General features: G+C 73.9%; 21 protein-coding genes. 8 read left to right on the top strand and 13 right to left on the bottom strand.

Annotated features, from left to right (window positions below):
* Positions 1-272: 272 nt before the first annotated feature.
* Genes ACO4JP_RS12955 through ACO4JP_RS12965 form a run of 3 tightly spaced genes read left to right on the top strand, consistent with a single transcriptional unit; the run spans position 273 to position 4908 of the window.
* Positions 273-1322, top strand: coding sequence for an AAA family ATPase (locus tag ACO4JP_RS12955; protein WP_425954307.1), 1050 nt, complete (start codon positions 273-275; stop codon positions 1320-1322).
* On the top strand, positions 1322-2620 hold the full coding sequence (locus tag ACO4JP_RS12960) for a DUF58 domain-containing protein (protein WP_425954309.1): 1299 nt from the start codon (positions 1322-1324) through the stop codon (positions 2618-2620). Before ACO4JP_RS12955 ends, ACO4JP_RS12960 begins: the two co-directional genes overlap by 1 nt.
* On the top strand, positions 2617-4908 hold the full coding sequence (locus ACO4JP_RS12965; RefSeq protein WP_425954311.1) for a transglutaminaseTgpA domain-containing protein: 2292 nt from the start codon (positions 2617-2619) through the stop codon (positions 4906-4908). Before ACO4JP_RS12960 ends, ACO4JP_RS12965 begins: the two co-directional genes overlap by 4 nt.
* 136 nt (positions 4909-5044) lie before the next feature.
* On the opposite strand, the gene ACO4JP_RS12970 is transcribed toward ACO4JP_RS12965, so the two are convergent.
* From ACO4JP_RS12970 to ACO4JP_RS12980, 3 genes are all read right to left on the bottom strand, one after another.
* Positions 5045-5443, bottom strand: coding sequence for a DUF3040 domain-containing protein (locus ACO4JP_RS12970; RefSeq protein WP_425954313.1), 399 nt, complete (start codon positions 5441-5443; stop codon positions 5045-5047).
* Between the two features lie 132 nt (positions 5444-5575).
* Positions 5576-6868: a DNA polymerase IV gene (locus ACO4JP_RS12975; protein ID WP_425954315.1), complete on the bottom strand. Its 1293-nt coding sequence runs from the start codon at positions 6866-6868 to the stop codon at positions 5576-5578.
* Positions 6869-6881: 13 nt separating this feature from the next.
* A complete protein-coding gene (locus ACO4JP_RS12980; RefSeq protein ID WP_425954317.1) occupies positions 6882-7391 on the bottom strand; it encodes an SAV_6107 family HEPN domain-containing protein in 510 nt (169 codons plus the stop codon).
* Between the two features lie 181 nt (positions 7392-7572).
* Between ACO4JP_RS12980 and ACO4JP_RS12985 the strand changes: the two genes are divergently transcribed.
* Complete coding sequence (locus ACO4JP_RS12985) at positions 7573-8403, top strand: spermidine synthase (protein ID WP_425954319.1); 831 nt, start codon at positions 7573-7575, stop codon at positions 8401-8403.
* Between the two features lie 79 nt (positions 8404-8482).
* On the opposite strand, the gene ACO4JP_RS12990 is transcribed toward ACO4JP_RS12985, so the two are convergent.
* The 5 genes from ACO4JP_RS12990 to ACO4JP_RS13010 form a co-directional block, all read right to left on the bottom strand.
* A complete protein-coding gene (locus ACO4JP_RS12990) occupies positions 8483-8686 on the bottom strand; it encodes a cold-shock protein (RefSeq protein ID WP_425954321.1) in 204 nt (67 codons plus the stop codon).
* 108 nt (positions 8687-8794) lie between these two features.
* On the bottom strand, positions 8795-9727 hold the full coding sequence (locus tag ACO4JP_RS12995; protein ID WP_425954323.1) for a proteasome assembly chaperone family protein: 933 nt from the start codon (positions 9725-9727) through the stop codon (positions 8795-8797).
* A gap of 100 nt (positions 9728-9827) precedes the next feature.
* The gene (locus ACO4JP_RS13000; protein ID WP_425957110.1) at positions 9828-10280 is read right to left on the bottom strand and encodes a response regulator; all 453 of its coding nucleotides are present in this window, start codon (positions 10278-10280) and stop codon (positions 9828-9830) included.
* 66 nt (positions 10281-10346) lie between these two features.
* Positions 10347-11645, bottom strand: coding sequence for a sensor histidine kinase (locus tag ACO4JP_RS13005; protein WP_425954325.1), 1299 nt, complete (start codon positions 11643-11645; stop codon positions 10347-10349).
* Complete coding sequence (locus tag ACO4JP_RS13010) at positions 11642-12946, bottom strand: PP2C family protein-serine/threonine phosphatase (RefSeq protein WP_425954327.1); 1305 nt, start codon at positions 12944-12946, stop codon at positions 11642-11644. The genes ACO4JP_RS13005 and ACO4JP_RS13010 overlap by 4 nt, the downstream gene beginning before the upstream one ends.
* 221 nt (positions 12947-13167) lie before the next feature.
* On the opposite strand from ACO4JP_RS13010, the gene ACO4JP_RS13015 reads away from it, so the two are divergent.
* The gene (locus ACO4JP_RS13015; protein WP_425954329.1) at positions 13168-15471 is read left to right on the top strand and encodes a HelD family protein; all 2304 of its coding nucleotides are present in this window, start codon (positions 13168-13170) and stop codon (positions 15469-15471) included.
* Positions 15472-15580: 109 nt separating this feature from the next.
* Positions 15581-16822 carry a phosphoglycerate dehydrogenase gene (serA, locus tag ACO4JP_RS13020; RefSeq protein WP_425954331.1) on the top strand — a complete coding sequence of 414 codons (1242 nt, stop codon included), beginning with the start codon at positions 15581-15583 and terminating at the stop codon, positions 16820-16822.
* A 4-nt stretch (positions 16823-16826) separates the two neighbouring features.
* On the opposite strand, the gene nrdR is transcribed toward serA, so the two are convergent.
* Both nrdR and ACO4JP_RS13030 read right to left on the bottom strand, forming a co-directional pair.
* Positions 16827-17327, bottom strand: coding sequence for a transcriptional regulator NrdR (gene nrdR / locus ACO4JP_RS13025; RefSeq protein WP_425954333.1), 501 nt, complete (start codon positions 17325-17327; stop codon positions 16827-16829).
* A 61-nt stretch (positions 17328-17388) separates the two neighbouring features.
* The gene (locus ACO4JP_RS13030) at positions 17389-17751 is read right to left on the bottom strand and encodes a LysM peptidoglycan-binding domain-containing protein (protein WP_425954335.1); all 363 of its coding nucleotides are present in this window, start codon (positions 17749-17751) and stop codon (positions 17389-17391) included.
* Positions 17752-17961: 210 nt separating this feature from the next.
* Between ACO4JP_RS13030 and lexA the strand changes: the two genes are divergently transcribed.
* Positions 17962-18711: a transcriptional repressor LexA gene (lexA, locus tag ACO4JP_RS13035; RefSeq protein ID WP_425954337.1), complete on the top strand. Its 750-nt coding sequence runs from the start codon at positions 17962-17964 to the stop codon at positions 18709-18711.
* Positions 18712-18796: 85 nt separating this feature from the next.
* Here the strand turns inward: lexA and ACO4JP_RS13040 are convergent, their stop codons facing one another.
* The 3 genes from ACO4JP_RS13040 to hflX all read right to left on the bottom strand — a co-directional run bounded on the left by ACO4JP_RS13040 (position 18797) and on the right by hflX (position 23549).
* On the bottom strand, positions 18797-19765 hold the full coding sequence (locus tag ACO4JP_RS13040) for an L-lactate dehydrogenase (RefSeq protein WP_425954339.1): 969 nt from the start codon (positions 19763-19765) through the stop codon (positions 18797-18799).
* Positions 19766-19826: 61 nt separating this feature from the next.
* Entirely contained in the window at positions 19827-21902 is a 2076-nt protein-coding gene (locus ACO4JP_RS13045; RefSeq protein WP_425954341.1) for an ATP-dependent DNA helicase, read from the bottom strand.
* Positions 21903-21995: 93 nt separating this feature from the next.
* Positions 21996-23549, bottom strand: coding sequence for a GTPase HflX (hflX, locus tag ACO4JP_RS13050; protein WP_425954343.1), 1554 nt, complete (start codon positions 23547-23549; stop codon positions 21996-21998).
* Between the two features lie 126 nt (positions 23550-23675).
* On the opposite strand from hflX, the gene ACO4JP_RS13055 reads away from it, so the two are divergent.
* On the top strand, positions 23676-24320 hold the full coding sequence (locus ACO4JP_RS13055) for a class I SAM-dependent methyltransferase (RefSeq protein WP_425954345.1): 645 nt from the start codon (positions 23676-23678) through the stop codon (positions 24318-24320).
* Positions 24321-24354: the final 34 nt, after the last annotated feature.

Below are 24354 nucleotides of genomic sequence, written 5' to 3' on the forward strand. Positions count from 1 at the left end.
TCCCGTGCCCTCCACGCTACTCCACAACCCTCCACCGTTCCCGGCGAAATGGCACCGGGCGCTCCACCGCACGGGTGAAGTCCGGGTGACGACGCAGGTCAGAAAGTCGCGCCAGCGGTGGACGGCGGTGGAGCGCATCGCGTGTCGCGGGGTGGCACCAGGTGCGGACGGATTGAACCGCTGTGAGCGTTGTCACGTTGAAGTCACACGTCCACTAGGCTCGAAGCACTCCCCCAGGAACGGGTGGAGCAGTCCTCGACGCGGAGGTCCCTGTGCAGCCCGAACCCGCTACCCCCACACTGGCCGAGCCCGCCGTCGACGGGCTCCCGCACGGCAACGGGACGGGGCAGGCAGCACTGAGCGCAGGGCTGGGCGAGCTCGTGGAGGTCACCACGCGAGTGCGGGCGGCGGTCGAGTCCGTGGTCACGGGCCGGCCTGCCCTCGCATGGCTGACGGTGGGGGTGCTCCTCGCCGAGGGCCACCTGCTGGTGGAGGACGTCCCGGGCGTCGGCAAGACGACCCTGGCCAAGGCGCTGGCCCGCACGATCGACTGCCGCGTGGGACGCATCCAGTTCACGCCGGACCTGCTGCCGAGCGACCTGACGGGCGTCAACATCTTCCGCGCCGCCACCAACGAGTTCGAGTTCCGGCCCGGTCCGGTGTTCAACAACATCGTCATCGGCGACGAGATCAACCGCGCCTCACCCAAGACGCAGTCGGCGCTGCTCGAGTGCATGGAGGAGGGCCAGACGACGGTCGACGGCACCACGCACCATCTGCCGCACCCGTTCCTCGTCGTCGCGACGCAGAACCCCGTCGAGATGGAGGGCACCTACCCCCTCCCGGAGGCGCAGCGCGACCGCTTCATGGCGCGGCTCACTGTCGGCTACCCCGACGCCGACGCCGAGCTGCTCATGCTCGACCGGCAGGAGGCGTCCTCGCCGCTCGCGCACCTGTCCCCGGTGACCACCGGCGCGACCATGCTGCGCCTCGCCGAGCTGGTGCGGCACGTGCACGCCTCCCACGCGGTGAAGCAGTACGTGCTCGACCTCGTCGGCGCCACGCGCCACCACGCCGGGCTGCGCCTCGGCGCGTCGCCGCGTGCGTCGCTCCAGCTGCTCCGGCTGGCCAAGGCGACCGCGGCCATGGCCGGCCGCGAGCACCTGCTGCCCGACGACGTGCAAGAGCTGGCCGTGCCCGTCATCGCGCACCGCCTCATCCTCACCACCGAGACGCGCCTGGCCGGCACGTCCGCACAGGACATCGTGTCCCAGGTCGTCGAGCGCACCCCGGTGCCGTCGGCCCCCGCCGGACGGCGCTGATGCGCGAGGCGCTGCGCCGCATCGCACGCGTCCGGCCCACACGCAGAGGTGTCGCGCTGACCGTCATCGGGGTCGCGCTCGGGCTGTTCGGCGCGCTCCTGGGGCTGCCCGACATCGTCGGGCTCGGCGCCGCGGCGGTCGCCGCGGTCGTCGTCGCCTGGATCGCCCAGGGGCTCCAGCGGCTCGACGCCGGCCGCGGCGCGCTCGCCGTCGACCGCCGGGTCACGCCCGATCCCGTGGTGCGCGGCCAGGAGGCCGCGACGCACCTGGTGGTCTCGCCGGCCCGGCCGTCGGCCGCGGCCTACGAGCGCCTGGCCCGCATCCGCCTCTCGGAGCAGGCCGCGCACGAGCTCGCGGGCACCGCGGGCGTGCGCGCTCGCGTGTCGGCCCGGCCGGACCGGATCCAGGTCCGCTACGCGATCCACCCCACCAGGCGCGGGCGCTGGTCGCTCGGACCGCTGCTGACGACCCGCACCGACGCGTTCGGGCTCGTGCGCACCACGCAGCCGCTCGGGTCGCCCACCGTCGTGTCGGTGTGGCCGCGCACCACCGAGCTGTCGGTGCGCACGGGACTCCTGGGCGACCTCGAGAACGCCGGCACCGGCGCGCGCCTCACCGCTCCCGACGACGCCGTGCTGCGGGAGTACGTGCCTGGCGACGACCCCCGCCGCGTGCACTGGCCCACGGCCGCACGCCAGGGCCGGCTGATGGTCCGCACCGACGAGGCCGCGGGTGTGCGGCCGGTCTCCGTCGTGCTCGACCGCGCGCTGCTGCCCGCTCCGGGCGAGCAGCGCGGTGTCGCGGGGACGTTGCGCGCCGACGGCGAGTGGGCCGTCGAGCTCGTCGCCTCGCTCGCCTGCTCGTTCCTCGACGCCGGCCACCCGGTGCGCCTGGTGCCGACGGCCCGCGCCGCGCTCGGCGAGACCGCGGGGTTCGTCACCGGCGCCCGCACCGGCCGGCCCGCGCTGCTCGACGCGACCATCGACCTGCACGGCCACCGCACCGAGGCCGACGCCGACGCGGCCCTCTCCGCGACCGCGCAGGCGCTCCGCATCGGGCGCGCCCCGGGTGAGGTGACCGTCTCCGTCCTGCGCCCGCAGCCCGCCGACGCGCTGCGCGAGCTCGCTGCCCTCTCGACCGAGGCCGCCTCGTGCTGGGCCCTCGTCGTCTGCAGACGCGAGCCCGACGCCGAGGCCACCGTCGTCGCCCTGCGCGCCGCGGGCTGGCGTGTCGCCACGACGCGCCCGGGCGTCGCGCACGACCAGGCGTGGGCCGTCCTGGCGGAGCGTGCCGCGTGATCCCCGCCCGCACGCCCGCGACGGTGCGCCTGGCCGTCTCGACCGGGCTGGTCACCGTGGCCGTCCTCGCGTCGATGCTCGCGCTCACGAGCGTGGTGCTCCGGCCGTGGCCGGCCGTCGGCGTCGTCGGCGTGCTGCTGGTCGGCGCCACGCTCGTGGTCGCGCGGGCGATGGTCGGCGGCCGCCGCGCACGGGTCGCCGCCGCGGCCCGCGCCGGTGTCGCCGTCCGCCGCATCCCGTTCGACGACGGCGGCACCGCCTCGATCTGGCCGACGCTCGCGGGGGCCGTCGTCGCCGCCTGGTACCTGCTGGCCCGGTTCGGGGGCGTGGGCGGCTCGACCCAGTGGTTCGTCACCACCGGCTCGGTCTCCCGGCTCTTCGAACAGCTCGGCCTGGCGGGCGACGTCATCCGCGACGAGGTCGCGCCCGTGATCGCGACGCCGCCCACGGCCCTGCTGTGCGTCGGCGGCTCGCTGATCGTGCTCATCATGGCGGACGCGCTCGCCTCGGGGCTCCGGCACCCCCTGCTCGCGGGCTCCGCCGTGCTGGTGCTCTGGCTCCCGCCGCTGATCCTGATGTCGGACGTGCCCTGGCAGACGTTCGCCGTCACCGTGGCGGCCCTGCTGCTCGGGCTGACCCTCGACGAACCGACGACGTCGAGGCGCGCCCTGCGCGACGCCCAGGTCGGGGCCCAGGTGCGCCGCGCCGAGCAGCGCCGGGCGGTGCGGACCACGGTCACCGCGGCGGGCATCACCGTGGTCGCGATGGTCGCTGCGGCCGCGTCCGCCGGCCTGCCCGGTCTCGGCACCGCGTGGACCAACCTGTTCACGACGTCCGCGCGCTCCGTGCGGCTCGCCGACGACCTGGACATGTACCGCTCGCTCACGTCGCGCTCGGGGGCCGTCGTGCTGAGCTACACGACGTCGACGGGCGACTCGATCGGCCCTCTGCGCCTCATGACGCTGTCGTCGTTCGACGGACGCCACTGGAACGGAGGCCCCGACGCCGACGGCGTCGAGTTCGCCAAGGGCCAGGTCCTGTTCCCGCAGGAGGTCCACCCGGAAGACGCCGCGACCCGCGTGGACGTCACGGTCGGATCCATGCGCGAGGACCGGCTGCCCGTCTCGATCGACCCCCGCACGGTCCGGGCGCAGACCGGCTGGCGCTACGACGCCGGGCGCGACGAGGTGGTGGGCGGCCCCGCGACGCAGGAGGGCGACACCTTCACGCTCGAGGTGCACTCGCGCAACCTGACCCCCGAGTCCCTGCGGGATGCGCCGTCCGGCGCCCGCAAGGTCGACGACGCGTTCTTGCGCGTCCCGGACAGCAGCCACAAGGCGGACATCGCGGGGGCGGCCAAGTCGATCGTCGGCGGCGCCCTGACCGACTACGACCGCGCGGTCGCCCTGCAGACCTACCTGCGAGACACCAGCCGCTTCACGTACGACGTCGACGTCCCCCGCGGGCGCACCGGGGATGCCGTCTGGGACTTCCTCCAGCAGCGCCAGGGCTACTGCGTCCAGTTCGCCACGACGATGGTGATGCTGGCGCGCACTCTCGGCATCCCCGCGCGCCTCGCCGTGGGCTACCTGCCGGGCACCCCGATCGACGGGGGCGTCCGGTGGGACGTGACCGGCGAGGACTCCCACGCCTGGCCCGAGCTGTACTTCCCGGGCAAGGGCTGGGTGCGCTTCGAGCCCACGCCCGCGATCCAGACCGGTGCGGCACCGGCCTACGCCGACCCGACCTCAGGCGCGCCGGGGCCGGCCCCCACGCCCACCATCGACGAACGCTCGGGGCAGACGTCCGTCCCCTCGGCCCAGGCATCCGTGCCGGTCGCCTCGCCGAGGCCTCTCTCCCCCGCAGCGCGGGCCGAGGCAGCGACGCACCTGCGGCGCTGGCTGGTCGGCAGCGGCGTCGCGCTCGTGGTCGGCGCAGGGCTCGTGGTGCTGTGGCTGCGACGCCGGTCCACCCGCCCGCCACGCGACGCCGAGGACGCGTGGGCACGGGTCGTGGCGGCGCTGGGCTCCGCCGGCGTCACGCTGCCGACGGCGACCACGCCGCACCGCGCGCCTCAGGAGGCCGCGTCTGCCTGGGCTGTTCGCACCGGGGACGCACTGCCCGGAGACGTGCGTGACGGGCTGGCGACGCTCGCGGACCTGCTGGAGGCCGAGCGCTACGCCGCGGATCCCGAGCCGCTCGACGCCGAGACGCTGGCGCAGCTCACGCGTGAGGTCACGGCGGGGATCGCTTCGGCGAACCGGCCGCGCTTGGGTGCAGGGCGCTAGCTCAGGCGTGTACAGGGCGCTGGTTCAGGCGTGCTGAATCAGCGCCGGTGCTGAATCAGTGGCGAAACCGAATGAGTGGCGGTGCCGACCCAGCGGCGGTGCTGACTCGGCGGCGGTCCTGGCTCGCGATGCTTGCTCAGCGACCCTGCTCCTTGCGGTGGTCCCAGCGGGCCTCGAGGCGTGCCATGAAGCCCTGCTTGGTCCTCCGAGCACCCTTGGCTGCAGGCCTGGCACCCACGCTGCCGTTCGCGCGGGCCGCGCCTTCGGGGCCCTTTGACCGTGGCGCGAACGCGAAAGCCCACGCGACGCCCGCGAACATCACCGCAAAGCCGATGACGCCCAGGACGACGTTCGAGCCAGCCGCGCCCAGGACCAGGATGAGCAGGCCCGCGACCAGGCCGATCGCGGCGACGACATAGCGCAGCACGGGCCGGCGTCCCGACGACTGAAGTGTGTTCGCCAATCGGGGATCGTCGCTCGTCAGCGCGCGCTCCATCTGCTCCAGCACGCGCTGCTCGTACTCGGACAGAGGCATCCGAGACCCCCTCGTCTGGTGGAGTTCTTCTCCTGACCAGGATAGGCCCGCTCTTCGGTGAAGGGGTAGTCAGGAGGCCTTCACGGTAGCTTCTCGCGGCCGACGCTGACGGTTCCGTCGTCCGGACCCCGATCAGCCGGCCTGCGCGTGCCTGGAGTCCCGCAGCCGCTCCGCGTCCTCGAACTCGCGCTGGCTCTCCGCGGCCATCCCGCCGGCGCCGAGCCCGATCGCGCCCTTGCCGAAACGGAGCCGGACGGCGTCGAGTGCCAGCTCCGCCTCGCGCTGAGCGGACGGGCGCTCGGCGCTGGCCTGGTCGAGCGTGAGCTGCTCCGCGAAACCGGCGCGCTCCTGCAGGTTCTCGGCGCGCACGCCCACCAGGCGCACGGGCAGGCCGCGCAGGTCCACGGCCGCAAACAGCTCGCGAGCGACCCGGTAGAGCTCGCGCGCGACGTCGGTCGGGCCGTCGAGCGTGCGCGACCGCGTCAGGGTGCGGAAGTCGTTCGTACGCACCTTGAGCGCGACCGTCCGGGTCACGAGGTTCTGCTCGCGCAGCCGTGCCGCGACCTTGTCGCACAGCTCGAGCACCCGCGCCTCCACCGCGGCACGATCGCGCTGGTCGGAGCCGAACGTCGTCTCGTTCCCGATCGAGCGCTCACGGTTCACGGGAACCACGGGGCGCGGGTCGCGCCCCCACGCCAGGTCGTGCAGGTGTGCCCCGTGCACGCGCCCGACAGCGGCCTGGAGCGTCGCGACGTCCGTGTCCGCGAGCTGGGCGACCGTGCTGATGCCCCATCGGCCGAGCTCCTCCTCCGTCTTCTCCCCCACGCCCCAGAGGGCTCCCACGGGCAGCGTGCGCAAGAACGGCACCGACGCCTCGGCCGGCACGAGCAGCATGCCGTCGGGCTTGGCGTGCGTGGAGGCCAGCTTGGCGAGGAACTTGTTCTTCGCGATGCCCACCGAGCACGTGACCCCGTGCACCGCCTGCACGTGCGCGCGGAGCCGTGCCCCGATCGCCGTCGGCGGCCCGAGGCGGCGACGCGCGCCGGAGACGTCGAGGAACGCCTCGTCGATGCTGATCTGCTCGACGATCGGCGTGATCTCGGCCAGGGTTGTCATGACCGAGCGCGACACGTCCGTGTAGCGCCGGTGGTCGGGCGGCACGATGACCGCCTGCGGGCACAGCCGCATCGCGGAGACCATCGGCATCGCCGAGCGGACCCCGAACGCCCGCGCCTCGTAGGTCGCCGCCAGGACGACACCGCGGCCGCGCCCGCCGACGATGACCGGCAGGCCGCGCAGCTCGGGTCGTCGGGCGAGCTCGCACATCGCGAAGAACGCGTCCATGTCGACGTGCATGATCGACGTCCGGGACTCGTCGGAACCCCAGTCGCGGTTGGCGGTCGCCGACCGCGGTGCCTTGCTCATGGCGCCGCCTCGCTCATGACGCGGCCGTCGTCGTCGCCCAGCGCAGAGGCTGCGAGAAGCGGGCCTCCGGGTCGACGAGCATCGCGACCTCGTCGCGGAAGTCCTCCGCGCAGGCCACGAGCTCGGCGGCGCGCGTGGCGCCGACTGCCTCCCCGTGCCCCGCGTCGACGGCGGCGCGCAGCCGCGCGCCGGACGCGAAATACACCGACCACGCGGCGAGCTCCGGCTCGACCTTCGCAAGCATCTCCCACACGGTGCGCGCGCCCGAGCGCGGGCCGGGCCGGCCCCGCAGCTCCACGACGGCCGCAGCACTGCGCAGCGCGGCCAGGTGAGCGTGCAGGAACCGGTCCGCCGGGTCACCGGTGGCCGCCGCCTCCGCGAGCTCGGAGTCGGCCAGGGCGAGCAGCCGTGCGACGGGGCCAGGGACGACGGTCGGGTGCGCGGGCGCCGGCGCAGGGGAGGCCCCCGGCTCCGGCGCGGCGGGCGCCGACGTCCGGCGTCGCGCCGTGTGCTTGAGAGTCATCTCGCACCTCCCGTCCGCGGGGTAGTCCCGCTCCGTCAGTGTCGAACATATGTTCGATCGTTGTCAACCGTGGGCGCACCGTCGCATCGATGGTCACTGGGACACTGGTCCCATGGCCCGCCGCAACGAGCGCTCCGCGAAACGCTCCCCATCGTCCGCCGAGCCACCGACACGAGGCGGCGTGCTCCCCGTCGGGCCTGTGGAGATCGACACGGGCACCGCCGAGGTCGTCCCCGACCTCGACCACTCTGCCCGCGTGACCCTGCAGGTCAACGGCGTGCCGAGCTCCTACCTCGACCTCGACGACCCGGGCTTCCTCGCGTTCGAGTACATGCAGCAGATGGACGCCGTCGTCGCCGCGACCAGCGCCGGCCCGCTGCGCGCGCTGCACCTCGGTGCCGCCGGCTGCGCGCTCGCGCGCTGCTGGGACGCCGAGCGCCCCGGCTCTCGCCAGCTCGCCGTCGACGTCGACAGCAGGCTCGTACAGCTCGTCCGCGAGTGGTTCGACCTGCCGCGGTCGCCGCGACTGCGCCTGCGCGCGGACGACGCCGGCCGCGCCGTCGCCACCGCAGCGTCCGGGACCTACGACGTCGTCGTCCGCGACGTCTTTGCCGGCGACGCCACGCCGGCGCACCTCGTCACGCGCGAGACCGCCGACCACGTGTCGGCCGCCCTGCGCCCGGGCGGGCTCTACCTCGTCAACTGTGCGGACCGGCCACCCCTCGACCGAGCGCGGCGCGAGCTCGCGACCCTCGCGGCAGCCTTCGGCCCCGGCGCGGCCGCCGAGGGGCGGCTCGCGCTGATCGCCGAGCCGGGCATCCTCAAGGGTCGGCGCTACGGGAACCTCGTGCTGGCGGCGGTGCGCGCCGTCACGGACGACGAGCCGGAGACCGAGGCGCCCGACCTGCGAGCGCCCGCGCTGGCCCGCGCCCTGCGGGCCCTGCCGGTCCAGGCCCAGCCGCTGACGGGCCCGGACCTGACCCGCTTCGTGGGCACCGCCCGCCCGTACTGACGGCTGTGGGTGCAGCCTCGGGGGCTCTGAACGACGTCAGAACCCCCGAGCCTGAACCCACGCTGTCGGGGATGACAGGTCAGAGAGGAACGACCTGCTCCGCCTGCGGGCCCTTGGGCCCCTGGGTGATCTCGAACTCCACCCGCTGCGCCTCTTCGAGCGTGCGGTAACCGTTCGACTGGATCGCGGAGTAGTGGACGAAGACGTCGGCGCCGCCGCCGTCCTGGGCGATGAACCCGTAGCCCTTCTCCGAGTTGAACCACTTCACAGAACCCTGCGCCATTGCTGTTCTAGAACCTTCCGTGCAGCCACCGGTGGACCTGGTGGCCCGCCGTCCGCTGCAGTGTTGCACGTCACACCCCGCCTCGTCACGGGATCTTCACAGGCGAGGTCAGTCGTCGTCCCCCTGCTGGGCGAGATACCGCTCGAACTCCGCCGCCAGCTCGTCGGCCGTGGGGATCGGCGCCGCCTCGGCGAGCAGGCTGGGCTTGCCCAGGCTGCGCGCGAACTTGTCGTACTGCTCCTCCAGCGCACGGACGACGGCCCGGACCTCGCCGGACTCTCGCACCTGCTTCTCGACCTCGAGCGTCGCGTCCGCGGCCGCCTCGGCCAGCCGACCGGTCAGCAGGTCCAGGCCGGTGGCCCGCTCCACGTGCCGGAGCGCGACGACGGAGGCCGGCGCGTACGCCGACTGCGCGAGGTAGTGCGGCACGTGCACCACGAACCCGAGTGCGTCGTGCCCGGCCTCGCCCAAGCGGTACTCGAGCAGCGCGGCCATCGAGCTCGGCACCTTCACCGTGCCGAAGAACGACGTGTAGTCCTCCGTCAGCCCCGGGCGCGTGCCGTGCGCGGTCAGGGTGAGCGGGCGGGTGTGCGGAACCCCCATCGGCACGCCGTGGAAGCCGACGGTCAGCGAGACGCCGAACCGCTCCACGAGCCCCTTGACCGCGGTGACGGCGCGCTCCCACTGGAGGTCCGGCTCGGCACCATGCAGCAGCAGGAACCCGGTGCCGTCGGCGTCGCGCATGTGGTCGAGGGCCAGGAACGGCTCGTCATAGGCCGTCCAGCGGTCGGAGTCGAACGTCATGAACGCCCGCTTGGAGCGGTAGTCGAGCAGCTGGTCGACGTCGAAGGTCGCGAGACGCGTCGCCTCGAGCTGGTCCACGAGGTGGGCGGCGGCGATCTCGCCCGTGCTGCCGGCGTCGACGAAGCCGCGCAACGCGTGCAGCATGACCGGGCCCGAGCGCGCGCCGGCGCCGCCCTGGCCGAGCGCCGCGGCCACGGCCTGCTCGTCGACGGTCACGATCCCCTGCGGGTCGAGCACGACCACTCCCCTCGTCCACGACGGCGCACACCGCCGTCGTACGCACAACCCTTGCGACCCGGAGATGCTTCCCGCGGGGGCGTTCGCCCAGCGCTGAGGCTCAGCGGGGTGGCAGCCGCACCACGGAGACGAAGAAGTCGTCGATCTTGCGCACGACGTCGACGAACCGGTCGAAGTCGACAGGCTTGGTCACGTAGGCGTTGGCGTGCAGCGCGTAGGAGGCGACGACGTCGTCGTCGGCGTCGGACGTGGTCAGCACGACGACGGGGATCCGCGCGAGCTCGGGGTCACCCTTGACGGCGGCGAGGACCTCGCGCCCGGACATGCGCGGCAGGTTGAGGTCGAGCAGGACGAGGTCGGGCGTGGGAGCGTTCCGGTGCGAGCCCTGCTTGCGCAGGAACTCGAGCGCCGTGACGCCGTCGGGCACCACGAACAGCCGGTTGGGCACGTGGTGCTCGTCGAGGGCCTCTCGCGTCATGAGCACGTCGCCCGCGTCGTCCTCGACCAGCAGCACCGTGACGATCCCCTGGCCGCCCCCGCCCTGTCTCACCACAGCCACCTCTCCGGCCCGTCCCGTCGACGGCGGACATCACCGCAGGTCAGAGCACTTCCTGGAAGCCTAACCCACGTTCCCCGGGGGGCGCGTCCCCCCGCCGGGCCGTCTTACGGGCAATCCCCGCGGCAGGGTCCACGCGACGGTGGTTCCCCCTCCGGGCGCGGCCGCGACCCAGACGCGACCGCCGTGGTACTCGACGACGCGCTGCACCAGCGCGAGCCCGATGCCCGTCCCCTGGTACACCTCCTTCGGGTGCAGCCTCTGGAAGATGACGAACACGCGGTCCGCGTACTTCGGGTCGATGCCGATCCCGTTGTCCGTCACCGCCAGCTCCCACGCGCCGCCCGTGTCCCGGGCCGCGACGTGCACGCGGGCGGGCACGTCGGGTCGCCGGAACTTGAGCGCGTTGCCGACGACGTTCGTGAGCACGAGCCGCAGGAGGGTCGGGTCGCCCATGACGACCGGCAACCGGTCGTGCGTGACGGTCGCCTCGGCCGCCGCGACGCGGTCGGCCAGCTCCGTCAGCACGTCCGCCAGGACGCCGTCCAGGTCGACCTCCACGTCGCGGACCTCGGCCCGCCCGACGCGGGAGAACAGCAGCAGATCCTGGATGAGCCGCTGCATCCGCTTGGCGCCGTCGACGGCGAACTCGATGTACTGGTCCGCGCGCTCGTCGAGCTGGCCGCTGTAGCGCTTGCCGAGCAGCTGGGTGAAGCTGGCGACCTTGCGCAGCGGCTCCTGCAGGTCGTGCGAGGCCACGTACGCGAACTGCTCGAGGTCCCGGTTCGAGCGCTCGAGCTCGGCGGCCTGCGCCCGCAGCTGCTCGTGCGCCACAGCTGTCTCCTCGTGCGAGGTGCGCAGCTCGTCGAGCTGCTGCGCCAGCTCGGCGCGCATGTGCTCGACGTCGTCGGCGAGCGCCACGACCTCACCGATCCCGACGCGCGGGACCTCACGCCGCAGGTCGCCCTCGGCGACGGCACGGGCCGTCTCGGTGAGCTCCGCGAGCGGACGCAGGACGTCGTGCTCGAGCGCCTTCCACACGAACATGCCCAGCACGACGGCGACGACGGCGAGCACCGCGAGCACGACGACGAGCAGGCTCAGGCCGGCGCGCGCCTCGTCGTAGTGCGCGATCTGCTGCGTGTTGCCGGACTCGGGCACGAGCCCGTCGAGGAACTCGTCGGACCGCACGAGCACGACCACCGCGAAGCCGTAGACGACGAGCAGCAGGAACGCGCTGAGCGTCAGCAGGCGCGCGACCCGGCTCCGCAGCGAGAGACCGAGCAGCGTGTGCCCGCCGAGCAACCGCAGGGGCCGGCCGGCGCGCGGCTCGGAGGCCGGCGGCCGGGCCGGGCTCGTCACCGGGCCCACTCGACCGAGTCGGCGAGGGTCGACGACCGCTCACCGAGCACGGTGGAGCTGCCGGTCCAGCCGACCATGAGCAGCGCGGCGTCATCGACCAGCGGCCCGCCGTGCAGGTCGCGCACCCGCCGCAGCACGCGCTGGACGAGCCCGGCGAACTCGCCGCGGAGCTCGGCGTCCAACGCCCGCCGCAGGCCGGGCACGCCGAGCCGCGGCACGCCTCGCTGCGACGCCACGTCGGCCGACGCCGCGGTCGCGACCTCGGCCTCGACGAGACCGTCGGTGTAGAGCACGACCGAGAACGGCCCCTCGAGCTCGACGCGCTGGGCGCTCCAGCCGCCCTCGACGGGGATGCCGAGGGCACGCCCGCGGGCGCTCGGCTCGAGCACCGTGCACTCGACGGCGCCGACCGGGCCGGTGAGCAGCAGGGGCGGCAGGTGTCCCGCCAGGTACACCTCGACGGAGCGGCGGTCGGGCGCGACGACCAGCTGGCACAGGGTCACGAACACGTCGCTCCCCGCGCGCTCGGTGCGCAGGACGCGCTCGAGCAGGGGCAGCACGCGGTCGGCCGTGGTGTCGGAGAGGACGAGCGTGCGCCACGCCGTGCGCAGCGTCGCCCCGAGAGCCGCCTCGTCGGGGCCGTGGCCGGCGACGTCGCCGATGACCGACAGCACCGACCCGTCCGCCCGCTCGACGGTGTCGAAGAAGTCGCCGCCCAGCAGGCCGTCACGGCCGGGCAGGTAGCCGACCATGACCGACACGTGCGGGTCCGCGACGAGCGGCTTCGGCAGGAGCGCGCGCTCGAGCCGCGCCGTCTCCGCGGCGCGCACCTCCCCGCGGAACAGCGCGCGCTCCTGCGCCGCGGCGCGGCGCCGCTGGAGCGCGTACCGCAGCGAGCGGCCCAGCAGTACGGGGTCGGTCTCGCCCTTGACGAGGTAGTCGTCGGCGCCGGCAGCGACGGCGCGGACGCCGTGGTCGACGTCGGCGTTGCCGGTGAGGACGACCAGCGCGGGCGGGTCCTGGCGGGCCGCGCCGAGCGAGCGCAGGCGCTCGACGGCGTCCAGGCCGTCGGCGTCGGGCAGCCCGAGGTCGAGCAGCAGGCACTCGACGTCGTCGCGTGCGAGCTCAGCAGCGGCCTCCTCGACCGACCGCGCGCGCCGCAGCTCGACGTCGACCGCGGCGTCGGCGAGCAGCTCGGTCACCAGAAGCGCGTCACCGTCGTCGTCCTCGACGAGGAGCACGACGGGCCCTGCGGCACGCGCCGGCTCCGCGCTCAGCGCGACTTCGTCGCCGCTCACCATGGGACGGATCGTAGACCGCTCGACCCGGTCCAGGGAGAGCCACGGGGCGTGTCGCCGCAGGCCTGTGCGGGTCGGTCCGTGGGGCGGAGCGAGCGCGACGGTCGTCCATCCTGTGGCGCCCAGAGCGGAAGGCGGCACCCAGCACCCCGCGCGTCGGCAATAATGGTCGGCCGACCCGTCCGGACGGGTCGGACGCGAGTACGCAGGGAGTAGGAGGACCAGTGGCGGGCAGGCAGGACGAGCTGGCACACGAGCAGGCTGTCGTCGACGGTCTCTACGCCCGCCTGGACGCACTGCGCGCCCGCGCGCGCGGCAGGCTCCGCGACGTGCGCCGGGAGGGGCCTTCGGGCTCCCCGCAGAACCGCTCGGAGCGCGACGCCTTCGCGACGCTCTACGAGGACCGTACGGCCCAGCTCGACGCGGTCGAGGACCGCCTCGCGTTCGGCCGCCTCGACCTTGCGGAGGGCCCGGCCGAGGCCGCCGGAGAGGGCACCGTCCGGTACGTCGGCCGCATCGGCCTCACCGACGACGACCAGCGCTCCCTTCTCACCGACTGGCGCGCCCCGGCCGCCGAGGCCTTCTACCGCGCGACGTCGCTGCAGCCCGCGGGCGTGCGCCGACGCCGGCACCTCGTCACCGTCGGCCGCAAGGTCACCGGGCTCGAGGACGAGCTGCTGGACCTCGACCACGCCGTCGGCGAGGGCGCGGGCGAGATCGACGCGGCGTCCCTCTCGGGCGAGGGCGCGCTGCTCGCGGCCCTTGCCGCGCGCCGCACCGGCCGCATGACGGACATCGTCGCGACGATCCAGGCCGAGCAGGACCGCATCATCCGCTCCGACCTGGCCGGCGCCCTCGTGGTGCAGGGCGGCCCCGGAACGGGCAAGACGGCGGTGGCGCTCCACCGCGCCGCGTACCTGCTGTATGCGCACCGGCGTCTGCTGGAGCGCTCGGGCGTGCTGCTCGTCGGCCCGTCACGCTCGTTCCTGCGCTACATCGACCAGGTGCTCCCCTCCCTCGGCGAGACCGGAGTCGTCTCGACGACGCTCGGCGAGCTGCTGCCGGGCATCGCCGCGACCGCGGTCGACGAGGGTGCGGTCGCGGAGATCAAGGGCCGCCTGCTGTGGGCGGACGTGATCCGGCGGGCGGTGCGCGCCCGCGAGCGCGTGCCGGAGCGCGACGTCCGGTTCCGCCTCGACGGCCACGACCTGGTCATCCGCCGCCGTGACGTGCGCGACGCGATCGCCCGGGCGCGCCGCAACCACAAGCCGCACAACGAGGCGCGCGCGGGGTTCGTCCGCGACATGCTCGCCCGCCTCGCCGAGCAGTACCAGCTCGCCGACGGCGGCGACCTCACGCCCGAGGACCGCGCCATCGTGCTCGAGGACCTGCGCGAACTGCGCGACGTGCGCGTGGCCCTGAACCTCGCCTGGTTCCCGATCTCGCCGAAGAAGCTCGTCGACGACCTGCTCTCTCGTCCGCACCGTCTCGCGGAGGCCGCACCCGAGCTCACCGACGCCGAGCGTGCGGCCGTGCGGCGTGCGCCGGGGGCGCCGTGGACCGAGTCGGACGTGCCGCTGCTCGACGAGGCCGCAGAACTGCTGGGCGACGACGACGCCGTCGCGCGTGCGGAGGACGCCGCGCGCGCCGCTGAGCGCGCCGAGGCGCTGCAGCACGCCCGCTCCGTGCTCGCGTCGGGCGCCGCGGACGGCGCGATGATCCCCGTCGACGCCGAGACGCTCGCCGAGCGCTTCGCGTCGACCGGTCCGCGCCTGACGACGGCCGAGCGCGCCGCCGGCGACCGCGGGTGGACGTACGGCCACGTCGTCGTCGACGAGGCGCAGGAGCTGTCGCTCATGGCGTGGCGCATGCTGGTGCGCCGCGTGCCGACCCGTTCGATGACGATCGTGGGCGACGTCGCGCAGACGTCCTCGCAGGCCGGCGCCCGTTCGTGGTCCGCCGCGCTGACGCCGGTGCTGCGCGACGGGTGGCGGCTCGAGGAGCTCACCGTCAGCTACCGCACGCCCGCCGAGGTCGCGGACACCGCGCAGCGGGTGGCGAAGGCGGCCGGCCTCCCGGCGTCGCCGCTGACGGCGGCGCGCGAGGTGCCGGGAGCGATCGTGGACACCCCGGTGACCAGCGGCGGGACGGCCGGTGCGGTCGTCGAGGGCGTCGGCACGCTCGCGCGTGAGCTCGTCGGGCCCGACGGCGCCGGCCGCGTCGCGGTCATCGCCGCCGAGCCTGCCGTGGCCGGCCTGCGCCAGGCGGTGGCGGCTGCGCTGCCCGGCGTGCTGGGTGCCGCCGAGGCGGCGCGCCTGCGCGCGCAGCGCCCCGAGGACGCCCAGGTCACCGTGCTCGGACCCCGTGAGGTCAAGGGCCTCGAGTACGACGCCGTCGTGCTGGTCGAGCCCGCCGACGTCGCTGCCGGTGCCGGCGGCTGGTCCGACCTGTACGTGGCGATGACGCGTCCCACCCAGCGTCTCGTCGTCGTGCACGAGCGCGAGCTGCCGGACGGGTTCGCCGGGTAGCGGCCCGGCGGCCGGAGACGCGCCGGGCCAGGCGACACCCCGCGACATCGCGCGAGACAGCCGTGAGACGGGTTTGGACGGCGCTCGCCCCAGGGCGCACCATGGGGTCGTGCTGCGAGCCCTCCTCCTCGAGAACGTCCATCCTGTCGCCACCGAGATCCTGCGCAACGCGGGGTTCGAGATCGAGACCCGTTCCGGTGCCCTCGACGAGGCCGAGCTGATCGAGGCGCTCGAGGGCGTCCACGTGCTCGGCATCCGCTCGAAGACGAACGTGACGCGCAAGGTGGTCGAGTCCTCCCCCGGCCTCCTGGCCGTCGGGACGTTCTCGATCGGCACCAACCAGATCGACCTGGCTGCGGCCGCGTCGCACGGCGTCGCCGTCTTCAACGCGCCGTACTCCAACACGCGCTCGGTCGTCGAGCTCGCGCTCGCCGAGATCATCTCGCTCACCCGCCGCCTGTCGGTGCGTGACAAGGCGCTGCACGACGGCGTCTGGGACAAGACCGCCGACGGCGCGCACGAGGTGCGCGGCCGCACGCTCGGCATCATCGGCTACGGCAACATCGGCTCGCAGCTGTCCGTGCTCGCCGAGAACCTGGGCATGCGCGTGGTGTTCTTCGACGTGCAGGAGAAGCTGGCGCTGGGCAACGCCCGCCGCGTCCGCACCATCGACGAGCTGCTCGAGGTCTCCGACGCCGTGACGATCCACGTCGACGGCCGCCCGGGCAACGCCGGCTTCTTCGGCGCCGACCTGTTCGAGCGCATGAAGCCCGGCGCGATCTTCCTCAACCTGTCGCGCGGCTTCGTCGTCGACGTCGAGGCGCTGCGCAGCGCGATCGAGTCGCGCCACCTGAGCGGCGCCGCCGTCGACGTGTTCCCGACCGAGCCCAAGAAGCGCGGCGACCAGTTCGAGTCGCCGTTGCGCGGCCTGCCCAACGTCATCCTCACGCCGCACGTCGGCGGCTCGACGGAGGAGGCGCAGGAGGCGATCGGTGAGTTCGTGGCCGGCAAGCTGCGCGACTACCTCGCGACCGGCTCCACGATGCTCAGCGTCAACCTGCCGAACCTGCAGCTCGCCCCGACGGGCGTCGGCCGGATCATGGTGCAGCACCGCAACGTGCCGGGCGTGCTGGCCGCGATCAACCAGGTGTTCGCCGAGCACGGCGCCAACATCGAGGGCCAGATGCTCGCCACGCGCGGCGAGATCGGCTACGTGGTCACCGACATCTCCGACGTGGCCCAGCGCGGCGCCTCCGCCAAGCTGCAGGCGATGGCGACGACCGTGCGCCTGCGGATCCGGGACGCGTTCGAGCGCCCCGAGTTCCCGCCGGGGCCGGCCGCCGGCGCCTGAGTCCTCAGCCCTTCGAGTCCCCCGCCACGGGCGGCGCGTCCTCACGCGCCGCCCGTTCGGCGTGCTCGGCTCGCAGCGACGTGATCGCGCTCTCGAAGTCCTCGAGCGACTCGAACGCCTGGTAGACGCTCGCGAAGCGCAGGTACGCGACCTCGTCGAGGTCACGGAGCGGGCCGAGGATCGCCAGGCCGATCTCATAGGCGTCGATCTCGGCGCTGCCCTGCTGCCGCAGCGTCTCCTCGACCTTCTGCGCAAGGAGCGCGAGGTCGTCCTCGCTGACGGGGCGGCCCTGGCACGCCTTCCGCACGCCCGAGACGATCTTGTCCCGGCTGAACGGCTCGGTGGCCCCCGAGCGCTTGACCACCGACAGGCTCGCCGTCTCGAGCGTCGTGAAGCGGCGTCCGCAGTTGGGGCACTGGCGGCGCCGGCGGATCGACGAGCCGTCGTCTGCGGTGCGCGAGTCCACCACGCGCGAGTCGGGGTGGCGGCAGAACGGGCAGTACATGCCCGTGAGACTACCGGGCGCGTGGCCGGTCACGGCCGGGGCTGGCCGGTCGACGGGCTGGTCAGCCCTTCGGGATGAGGATGGTCTGGCCGACGCGGAGCGCCACGGTGCGCAGCTCGTTGAGGTCGCGCAGCTCGGCCACGACATCCCGGACGTCCTGGCCAGGCCTCGAGATCTCCCGCGCGAAGGCCCAGAGCGTCTCTCCCGGCGCGACGGTGTGGACCGTCACCTCGACGGGGCGCCCCGGGGCGCTGGCGATGGCCCTGCCACCGAGCCCGAGGAGCGGGAGCGCGACCAGCAGCGCGAGCACGATCAGTACTGCGCGGCCACGGCGCGTCAGGCGGAGGCCGCCGAGCCCGAGCGGTCCGTGCGGGGCGGACAGGGCGGCGGTGCTGACCGTGGGGCAGGCGATCGTGGCGGCCATGACGTCCTCCGTGTCGAACAAGGGTTCGTTAGAACATGCGTTCGTTAGAACGTGTGTAGCATGCCACGGGCTCCCGATATTGTCGAGACACGCCTCGAACACGTGTTTGATCCCACGTTCCCGGTGGCCTAGGGTGGGGCTACGACCAGCACGAACGGACGGTCGCGACCGACGGCGAGACAGACGCGCACGACGACGGACGGAGAGGTCATGACGGGTCGGACGACGAGCACGGGTGCCGGCAGCCCCGGGCTTGCGACGGTGAGCACGCTCCCCGACCCCGCAGGCCAGCGGGGCCTGACGCCGCGGCAGAAGCGCGTGCTCGAGACCATTCGCAAGTCGGTCGAGACGCGCGGCTACCCGCCGACGATGCGTGAGATCGGCGAGGCCGTCGGGCTGGCGAGCCCCTCTTCGGTCAAGCACCAGCTCACGACTCTCGAGCGCAAGGGCTACCTGCGCCGCGACCCGAACCGGCCGCGCGCGATGGAGGTCGTCGACCCCGCCGCGGACGACGCCAAGCCTTCGAGCGCGCGGACCGCACCGACCGCACTGCCGGCTGCGGGCCTCGACGACGAGCAGCTCGCCGCGCCGTCGTACGTGCCCGTCGTGGGCCGCATCGCGGCCGGCGGGCCGATCCTCGCCGAGCAGCTCATCGAGGACGTCTTCCCGCTCCCGCGCCAGCTCGTGGGCGACGGCGAGCTGTTCCTGCTCAAGGTGCAGGGCGACTCGATGGTCGACGCCGCGATCTGCGACGGCGACTGGGTCGTGGTGCGGCGCCAGCCGGTCGCGGAGAACGGCGAGGTCGTCGCCGCGATGATCGACGGCGAGGCCACGGTCAAGACGTTCAAGCAGGACCACGGGCACCTGTGGCTGCTGCCGCAGAACCCGGCGTACGCGCCGATCCCCGGCGACGAGGCGCAGATCTTGGGCCGCGTCGTGGCGGTGCTGCGCGCGCTCTGATTTGTCGGGCGAGCGCCGGCAGCCCTAGCGCCATCCGGGGCGCGCTGAGCCCCGAGGACTCGGCGCGCCCCAGATGTGCAGTGCCTCAGAAGCCGAATCGCCGCTGAACCGCCTTCATGCTGTCCGCGGACGCCGTCAGGCCGGCGATCTCGTCGTTCGACAGGGGCACCTTGATGACCTCAGGAACGCCTCGGCGGTCGAGCAGCGACGGAACCGACAGGCACACGTCGCTGATCCCGTAGTAGTCGTCGAGACGCGACGAGACCGGCAGGATCCGGTGCTCGTCCTTGAGCACCGCCTCGATGATGCGGGTCGCGGCGAGGCCGATTGCATAGTTGGTCGCACCCTTGCCCTCGATGATGCGGTACGCGGAGTGGACGACCTCGCGGGCGATGGCGTCGCGCTCGGCCGCGCCCAGCCCACCGTTCTTGTGCAGAGGCCTCCAGTCGAGCAGCGGCACGCCCCCGATGGTCGCCGAGCTCCACAGCACGATCTCGGAGTCGCCGTGCTCGCCCGCGATGTACGCGTGCACGTTCCCGACGGCGACGCCGCAGTGCAGCGCGATCGCGGCCCGCAGGCGCGACGAGTCGAGCACGGTGCCGGACCCGAAGACGCGCTCGCGGGGCAGGCCCGAGATCTTCTGTGCGGCGTAGGTGACGACGTCGACCGGGTTGGTGACCAGGATGTAGATCGCGTCGGGTGCCACCTCGAGCAGGCCCGGCAGGATCTTCTTGGTCAGGGTGACGGTCGCCTCCGCGAGGTCGAGGCGGGTCTGTCCCGGCTGCTGCTTCGCCCCCGCCGTGATGACGACGACGTCCGCGCCGCGGCAGACCTCGACGTCGTCGGAGCCGATGATCTGCGCCGGCGGGATGAACATCATGCCGTGCTGCAGGTCGAGGACCTCGGCCTCCACCTTCTGCTTGTTCACGTCCAACAGCGCGACGGTCCGTGCGGTCCCGCGCGTCAGCGCGGCGTAAGCGAGCGTCGAACCCACGGCGCCCGCGCCCACGATGGCGAGCTTGTTGGTGGTCGAGCGCAAGGTGGGAGCGGTCACGTGGTCCTCCGGAGGATGACGAGGGGCAGCGGGCCGGCGGGCAAGCGCCCTCGGCCCCAGACTAGGTGGCGAGGCGGTGCAGCGCAGCGCGCACCACACCGGGGTCGGTCGTGGGCCAGAAGTCCGGCATCGACCTGGTCAGGAACGTTCCGTACCGCGCCGTCGCGAGACGCGGGTCCAGCACGGCGACGACGCCGCGGTCGTCCCCGGTGCGGATCAGCCGGCCGGCACCCTGCGCGAGCAGCAGGGCCGCGTGCGTGGCCGAGACCTGCATGAACCCGTTGCCGCCGGCCCGCTCGACGGCACGAGTACGCGCCGAGCGTACCGGGTCGTCGGGCCGCGGGAACGGGATGCGGTCGATGAGCACCAGCCGGCACGACGGACCCGGGACGTCGACGCCCTGCCACAGCGACAGCGTCCCGAACAGGCACGTGGCCGGGTCGGCGGCGAACTGCCGCACGAGCGTCGGCAGCTGGTCGTCCCCCTGCGCCAGCACCGGCACGTCGAGCCGCTCGCGCATCGCCTCCGCAGCGGCGTTCGCGGCACGGCGGGAGGAGAACAGGCCGAGGGTCCGCCCGCCCGCGGCCTCGATGAGCCCGGCGATCTCGTCGAGCTGCGCCTCCGTGGTGGGCTCGCGGCCGGGGGCCGGCAGGTGCCGCGCGACGTAGAGGATGCCCTGGCGCGGGTAGTCGAACGGGCTGCCCACGTCGACGCCGGTCCAGTCGCCGCCCTCGTCGCCCTCGCGGCCGAGCCCCAGGGATCCGGCGACGGCGTCGAACCGGCCGCCCAGGGTGAGCGTGGCCGACGTGAAGACACCGGTCGTCTCGGCGAGCAGCCCCGCGCGGATCAGCCCCGCGACGTGCAGTGGCGCCGCGTGCAGCCGTGAGACGCCGTCGCCGGCCCAGGCCCCGCCCGGGCCGTCACCCGGACGCGCGCACCACAGCACGTCCGACGTCGTGTCCTCGGCAGCCATGCGCTCGGCCACCTCGAAGAGCTGAAGGACGGCCGACTGCGCCATCTTCGCGCCGCCGTCGGGTGCCCCGGCCGAGTCCTTGGCCTTGCTGGGGTCGGGCTTGACCCGGGTGAGCAGCTCCCGGGCGGCGTCGCGGACGGCGCCGACGGCGGTCCGCAGGTCGTCCGGCAGGCCGAGCGGGAAGCTGCCCGCGGGTGCCTGCGCGACGAGCGAGCCGAACGCCTGGGCCGCGGCGTCGAGCTGCGTGGTCTCGGCCGCCGCGTGGCGGCGCGCGAGCCGCGCGGCGTGCTCGATGCTCGTGAGCGACAGGTCCACGGTGGCGGCCGACGTGACGCGGTCGGCGAGCTCGTGCGCCTCGTCGACCACGACGACGCCGTGCTCGGGCAGCACGTTCGGGCTGCCCGAGACGGCGATGCCGAGCATGGCGTGGTTGGTGACGACGACGTCGGCCTCGCGCGCGGCGGCACGCGCTCGCTCGGGGAAGCACTCGGCGAGCAGCGGGCACTTCTGCCCGATGCACTCGAGCGACGTCACCGAGACCTGGCGCCACGCCCGGTCCGGGACGCCCGGCACCAGCTCGTCGCGGTCGCCGGAGTCCGTCTCCCGGGCCCACGCGTGCAGCCGGCGGACGTGGTCCGCGAGCGACGTCGCGCCGTCCTCGCGGCGGGCGCGGCCGGCTTCGGCGGGATGGTCGGCGGCGCCCTCCCCCGGCGCGAGCCCGGGCAGGTCGAACAGCGTGGCGTCGTCGACGGGGTACCCGCCGCCGGTCTTGTGCAGGCAGAGGTAGTTGTGCCACCCCTTGAGCAGCGCGACCTTCGGCGGGCGCGGCAGCAGCGGGGCGACGGCGTCGGCGACCAGCGGGAGGTCGCGCGTGACGACCTGCCGCTGCAGCGCGAGCGTCGCCGTCGAGACGATGACGCGCTCGTCCGCCATGACGGCGTGGCGCACCGCCGGGACCAGGTAGCCGAGCGACTTGCCGGTGCCGGTACCGGCCTGGACCAGCAGGTGCCGGCCGTCCTCGATCGCCGTCTCGACCTCGATCGCCATGCGGTGCTGGCCGTCGCGGCGCCCGCCGCCGAGGCGGCCGACGGCGAGGTCGAGCAGCTCCTCGACGGAGGCGACCTCGGCGTCAGCGCTCTCGGCGGCCTCGGGGGCTGTGGTCACCGGACGATCCTAGGCACGGCACGCGCCGTCCCTGGCGCCGAAGTCGGGTTTCCACAGCCGGCGTTCGCGCCGCGTGACACGACCGCAGGCAGCTCAGCCGGCGGCAGCGGTGACCCTGGCCCGCTCGAGCTCGGCCGCGAGCGCCTCGTCGACCCGACCGCGCAGCAGCGTCCCGGTCGCGAGGTGCTCCTCGTGGTCGATCTCGCCGGACTGGTGCACCCGGTTGACCAGGTCGCCGCGCGAGTAGGGCACGACGACGTCGATGGCGACGTCGGGCCGGGGCAGCTCGTCCTCGATGAGGCCGCGCAGCTCGGCGATGCCCTCGCCTGTGTGCGCCGAGACGACGACGGTGCGCTTCTCGCGGCGCTGGATGCGCCCGACCACGCTCGGGTCGGCGACGTCGGCCTTGTTGAGCACGATGACCTCGGGGACGTCCTCGATGCCGGGGATCTCCGAGAGCACCTCGCGCACGGCGGCGATCTGCCCCTCGGGGTCGGGGTGCGAGGCGTCCACCACGTGCAGCAGCAGCGCAGCGTCGCCCACCTCCTCGAGCGTGGAGCGGAACGCCTCGACGAGCTGGTGCGGCAGGTGCCGCACGAAGCCGACGGTGTCGGCGAGCGTGTAGACGCGGCCGTCGTCGGTGCGGGCCCGGCGCACGGTCGGGTCCAGCGTGGCGAACAGAGCGTTCTCGACGAGCACGCCGGCGTCGGTCAGGGCGTTGAGCAGCGACGACTTGCCCGCGTTGGTGTACCCGGCGATGGCCACGTTGGGGATGGAGTGGCGCTTGCGCTCGAGCCGCTTGGTCGCGCGCGACGGGGCCATGTCCTTGATCTCGCGGCGCAGCTTGGCCATCCGGTTGCGGATGCGGCGGCGGTCCAGCTCGATCTTGGTCTCGCCGGGGCCGCGGGAGCCCATGCCGGCGCCGGCCGAGCCGACCTGGCCACCGGCCTGGCGGGACATCGACTCGCCCCAGCCGCGCAGGCGGGGAAGCAGGTACTCGAGCTGGGCGAGCTCGACCTGGGCCTTGCCCTCCCGTGACTTGGCGTGCTGGGCGAAGATGTCGAGGATCAGCGCGGTCCGGTCGACGACCTTGACCTTGACGATGTCCTCGAGCGCACGCCGCTGCGACGGGGCCAGCTCGGTGTCGGCGACGACGGTGTCGGCGCCGACGCTGCGCACGAGCTCGGCCAGCTCCGCCGCCTTGCCCGAGCCGAGGTAGGTGCCGGGGTCGGGCTTCTGGCGGCGCTGCAGCAGAGCGTCGAGCACCTGCGAGCCGGCGGTCTCGGCGAGCGCGGCGAGCTCGCGCAGCGACACCTCGGCCTCAGCCGCGGCGGCCTCGCCACCGGAGTACATGCCGATGAGGACGACCTTCTCGAGGCGCAACTGCCGGTACTCGACCTCGGTGACGTCCTCGAGCTCGGTCGACAGGCCTCCCACGCGGCGCAGCGCGATGCGCTCCTCGAGGTCGAGCTGCTCGCCGTCGTGCGCGGTGTGCACGGTGCCGCCCTCAGCGCGCGCGGTGCCGGCCCTGGCGAGGACCCGTGCCACGACGTCGTTCGCGATGGCCTGCGCGGAGCGGTCCGCGGCGGGGCCGTCGTCGGCGTGCTCCGTGGCCGGAGTCTCGGGGTCCTGCGGGGTCTGGGTCAAGGTGTGCCTTTCACGACGATCGCGCCGTTCTCCCGGCGCCTTCCAGAACAAGTTTCCCACGCCTGATCGTCCCGGTCCCCGGCTTTTCCACCGGGGAGCGCATCGCGCCCCACGTAGGATCACGAGGTGACCGACGCCGAGCTCCCCGACGTGCCCGACCACTACTTCACGGGCGGGCCGGCGACCGACGCGGAACGGCGGAAGGTCACGGTGCGCATCGCGGGGCGGCACGTCGAGGTCGAGGTCGCCCCCGGGGTCTTCTCCCCCGGCCGCATCGACCTCGGGACGCAGGTGCTCCTCCGCGAGGTGCCCGCACCTCCGCAGGCCGGGAACCTGCTCGACCTGGGCTGCGGCTGGGGCCCGCTCACGCTCACGCTCGCGACCGAGGCGCCCGGCGCCGCGGTCTGGGCCGTCGACGTCAGCGAGCGCGCGCTCGACCTCACGCGCCACAACGCCGAGCGGCTGGGCCTGACGAACGTCCGCACCGCGCTGCCCGACGCCGTTCCCGACGACGTCGCGTTCGCCGCGATCTGGTCCAACCCGCCGATCCGCGTCGGCAAGGACGTGCTGCACGGCATGCTGCGGACCTGGCTCGCGCGGCTGGCGCCGTCGTCGTCCGACGCCGACGGGGCGTGGCTCGTGGTGCAGAGGAACCTCGGCGCGGACTCGCTGGCGCGGTGGATCGAGGTCGAGCTAGGCGAGCCGCTGGGCGTGCGCGTGGAGCGCACCAACAGCGCGAAGGGCTACCGGATCTTGCGCGTCACGCGCTGACCGGCGCGACCCGCGCCGCGCCGTCCGGAAGCCC

Origin of the sequence: Xylanimonas sp. McL0601 (assembly GCF_049852175.1) — a bacterium.
Taxonomy (GTDB): domain Bacteria; phylum Actinomycetota; class Actinomycetes; order Actinomycetales; family Cellulomonadaceae; genus Xylanimonas.